Genomic DNA, 3,923 nt, shown 5'->3' with positions numbered 1-3,923 from the left:
GGGGCGCTGACCGCACCGGACGGCGCGCCACGGCCTCCCCCACGCGCCTTTGCAGCACAGAARGWMGAAGGRAAACTGGATCACCCCAAGGTCGCCACAAGGAGCGCCTTGATGGTGTGCATCCGGTTCTCCGCCTGGTCCCAGACGATCGAGGCCGGCGACTCGAAGACCTCGTCCGTCACCTCCATTCCGTCGAGCCCGAAGCGCTGGAAGATCTCCTCCCCGCGCCGCGTCTCCCGGTTGTGGTACGCCGGCAGGCAGTGCATGAACTTGACGGCTGCATTGCCGGTCGCCGCCATCAGCCGTGCATTCACCTGGTACGGCCTCAGCAACGCGATCCGCTCGGCCCAGGCYGCCTCCGGCTCCCCCATCGACACCCACACGTCGGTGTAGACGAAGTCGACACCCTCCACCGCCTGCAGCGGCGCCTCGGTCAGCGTCAGCTTCGCGCCGCTCACGCGCGCCAGCGCCTCGCACTGCGCCTGGATCTCGGGCGCCGGCCACAGCACCCGCGGTGCCGCRATGCGCAGGTCCATGCCCATCAGCGCCGCCCCCTGCAACAGCGAGTCGCCCATGTTGTAGCGGGCATCGCCCAGGTAGGCCACCCGCATCTCGCGCAGCGGCTTGTCGCAGTGCTCCTGCATCGTCATCAGGTCGGCCAGGATCTGCGTCGGGTGGAACTCGTTCGTCAGCCCGTTGTAGACCGGCACGCCCGCATGCGCGGCCAGGTCCTTCACCGTCTGCTGCGCGAACCCCCGGTACTCGATCGCGTCGTACAGCCGGCCCAGCACCCGCGCCGTGTCCTTCACGCTCTCCTTCTCGCCCAGCTGCGAATCGCCCGGACCGATGAACGAGACGTGCGCCCCCTGGTCGTGCGCCGCCACCTCGAACGCGCAGCGCGTGCGCGTCGACGACTTCTCGAAGATCAGCGCGATGTTGCGACCGCGCAGCGTCGGCTGCTCGGTGCCCGCCGCCTTCGCGCGCTTGAGCTCGTGCGACATCTCCAGCAGGTGCTGGATGTCGCGCGCGTTCAGCTCGTCCAGCGACAACAGGCTGCGGTTCTTCAGGTTGTAGGCCATCGCACTCCCCTTTCCTCGATTCAATACACCACCGCGTCGCGGCTCAGCGGGCAGCTCATGCAATGCGCCCCGCCCCGCCCGCGGCCCAGCTCGCCGCCCGGGATCTCGATCACCTCGATCCCGGCCGCGCGCAGCTTGCGGTTCGTCTGCGTGTTGCGGTCGTAGCCGACCACCACCCCCGGCTCCAGCGCCAGCAGGTTGTTGCCGTCGTCCCATTGCTCACGTGCACTCTCGAAATCGTCGCCCCCGGTCGCGATCGCGTTCAGCGCCGGCACCTCCAGCGCCGCGCTCACGACGTCCAGCAGGTGCTGGCCCGCCAGCGTGCGGATGCGCGGCGGCCCGCCGCGCGGCCCCGGTTCCAGCTCGTGGCACACCAGGCGGTCCACCACCTCGGGGAAATAGGTCACCACCTCGCGCGAACAGGGCGTGAACACCGTGTCCAGGTGCATCGCGGCCCTGGCGCGCGGCATCTGCGCCGCGATCACGCGCCGCGCCGCGCCGTGCTCGAACAACCGGTGCGCCAGTTGCACCACCGCCTGCGGGCTGCTGCGCTCGCCCATGCCCACCAGCAGCACGCCGCGCCCGAGCGGCATCAGGTCGCCGCCTTCCAGCGTCGCGAGACCATGGTCGCGCATGTCACCGCCCCACCAGGTCTCGAAGCCGCCGTTCACGAAGCGCGGGTGGAAGCGGTACACCGCCGCCTTCAGCAGCGTCTCGCCGCGGCGCACCGGCCAGAACATCGGATTCAGCACCACGCCGCCGTAGAGCCAGCTGCTCGCGTCGCGCGTGAACAGGCTGTTCGGCAACGGCGGCAGCACGAAGTCGTGCATGTCCAGGTACGGGCCCAGCAGGCCGTTCGGGCGGAACGGCAGCTCCGACTTCGTCATGCCGCCGATCAGCAGCTCGGCCAGCCGGGCCGGCGGCAGCTCGGCCAGCGCCGCATGCAGGTCGTCCAGCATGCCGAGCCCGACGCTGTCGGGCATCACCCGGTGCTGCAGCACCCAGCGCCGCGCCTCGGGCTGCGCGAGCGTCTCGGCCAGCAGCTCGTGCAGCTCCAGCACTTCGACGCCGCGCCGCGCCATCTCCGAGACGAACTGCGCGAAATCGCGCTGCGCGCGCTCCACCCACAGCACGTCGTCGAACAGCAAGCCACGGCAGTTGTCCGGCGTCAGCCGCCGCTGCGCCAGCCCCGGGCGGCACACCAGCACGCTGCGCAGCCTCCCGATCTCCGAATGCACGCCCCAGTTCATCGTTTGGTCCACAGCCTCTCAGAGCTTCTGCAAGTCCAGCACGCCACCGGCGATCAGCCACAGCGTCACGAAGGCCGCCGCCAGCAGCAGCACGGCCACCACCTGCTCGCCCGCCCCCGCGTACACCGGCAGGCCGCGGCGCCGCCGCGCAAGCGCGTGCACCGCCAGCCCGGGCACGTAGACCAGCGCCGTCAGCAACAGGTACACCGGCCCGGCCGCATACACGAGCCAGGCGCTGTAGACCGTCGCGACCGCACCGGTCAGCAGCAGCGCGCGCGAGCCCGCACCGCGCCGCAGCGCGAACAGCGCGCACACCAGGTAAGGCAGCAGGATGGTCGAGGTCGCCAGCTTGATCAGCGCGAGGTAGGCATTGCCGGCCAGCAGCGACAGCAGCAGCACCGCCTGCACGATGCCGTTGCTCCACCACAGCGCGGCGGCCGGCGCCTGCCGGCGGTTCTCGCCGCCGAAGCCGCCCGGGAACACCTCCTCCTTCGCGGCGCTGTACGGCACCTCGGCCGCCAGCATCGTCCACGCGAGCATCGCGCCGCCCACCGACACCAGCAGGCCGATGTTCACGAGCACCGCACCCCAGGGCCCGACCACCTTCTGCAGCACCCCGGCCATCGACGGGTTGGCCATCTGCGCGAGCTCGGCCTGCGGCACGACGCCGAGCGACAGCAGCGTGATCGCCATGTACAGCAGGAGCGTCGCGCCGAAGCCGAGCATCGTCGCGCGGCCGACGTCGCCGGCGCTGCGCGCCCGCGCCGAGAACACCGAGGCCCCCTCGATGCCGATGAAGGCCCACACGGTGACCAGCATCGTCGAGCGCACCTGGTCGAACACCGGCCCGAGCTTCGCATCGCCCCACATCGACAGCGAGAAGGTCGGCGCCTTGAAGGCCACGCCCACCAGCCCGACGAACATCAGCAGCGGCACGAGCTTCGACAGCGTCACCAGCGTGTTGACCGCCGCCGCGGTGCGCACGCCGCGCAACGCCAGCCCGTGGTAGCCCCACAGCAGCACCGACGCCGCCGCGACGCCCACCGCGGTGTCGCCGGCGCCGAGCCCGGCCGCCGGCAGCAGGTTCGACACCGCCGCGACGATCACGACCAGGTAGCCGGCATTGCCGATCAGCGCCGACAGCCAGTAGCCCCAGGCCGACTGGAAGCCGACGAAGTCCCCGAACCCGGCCCGCGCATAGCCGTAGACGCCACCGGTCACGCCGGGCGCGGCCTGCGCAAGCTGCAGGAACATCATCGCCAGCGACAGCATGCCGAGCGCGGTGATCCCCCAGCCGATCAGGATCGCACCCGCACCCGCGCCGGCCGCCATGTTCTGCGGCAGCGAGAACACCCCGGAACCGATCATCGAGCCGATCACCAGGCTCGTCAGGGCGCCCAGCGACAGCCGCTGGCGCAGCGGTGCCCACGTCCCGGAGACGGACTCGGCGACGGCCGGCGTGCGCTCGCGCGAGGGCGGCGCGGAAACGATGGATGGCGTGGACATGGCGACCTCCTGCAAAACCCTTCCAAGGGCGTGGAGGCAGCCTAGTGGGCCCGGCCGCGCCGGGCTTGATACCCGTCAAGCCATTGCG

At 71.0% G+C, this 3,923-nt stretch carries 3 protein-coding genes; all 3 read right to left on the bottom strand.

What is annotated here, in order from left to right; genetic code table 11:
* Positions 1 to 80 precede the first annotated feature (80 nt).
* The 3 genes from argF to AC1D15_RS20970 are packed head-to-tail and all read right to left on the bottom strand — an operon-like array spanning position 81 to position 3,835.
* Positions 81 to 1,079: an ornithine carbamoyltransferase gene (gene argF, locus AC1D15_RS20980; RefSeq protein ID WP_465113052.1), complete on the bottom strand. Its 999-nt coding sequence runs from the start codon at positions 1,077 to 1,079 to the stop codon at positions 81 to 83.
* Positions 1,080 to 1,099: 20 nt separating this feature from the next.
* The gene (locus AC1D15_RS20975; RefSeq protein ID WP_465113051.1) at positions 1,100 to 2,329 is read right to left on the bottom strand and encodes an arginine deiminase; all 1,230 of its coding nucleotides are present in this window, start codon (positions 2,327 to 2,329) and stop codon (positions 1,100 to 1,102) included.
* 18 nt (positions 2,330 to 2,347) lie between these two features.
* Positions 2,348 to 3,835, bottom strand: a complete 1,488-nt coding sequence (locus AC1D15_RS20970) for a basic amino acid/polyamine antiporter (RefSeq protein WP_477827485.1) — start codon at positions 3,833 to 3,835, stop codon at positions 2,348 to 2,350.
* Positions 3,836 to 3,923 lie beyond the last annotated feature (88 nt).

The sequence above is a fragment of the Rhizobacter sp. P2_H2 genome (assembly GCF_056403375.1).
This window is presented reverse-complemented; position numbering and strand designations above follow the sequence as displayed.

Bases quoted from the DNA above. Each gene is read 5' to 3' on its own strand.
- AC1D15_RS20975 (WP_465113051.1), bottom strand. From the start codon at position 2,329: ATGAACTGGGGCGTGCATTCGGAGATCGGGAGGCTGCGCAGCGTGCTG.
- AC1D15_RS20970 (WP_477827485.1), bottom strand. From the start codon at position 3,835: ATGTCCACGCCATCCATCGTTTCCGCGCCGCCCTCGCGCGAGCGCACG.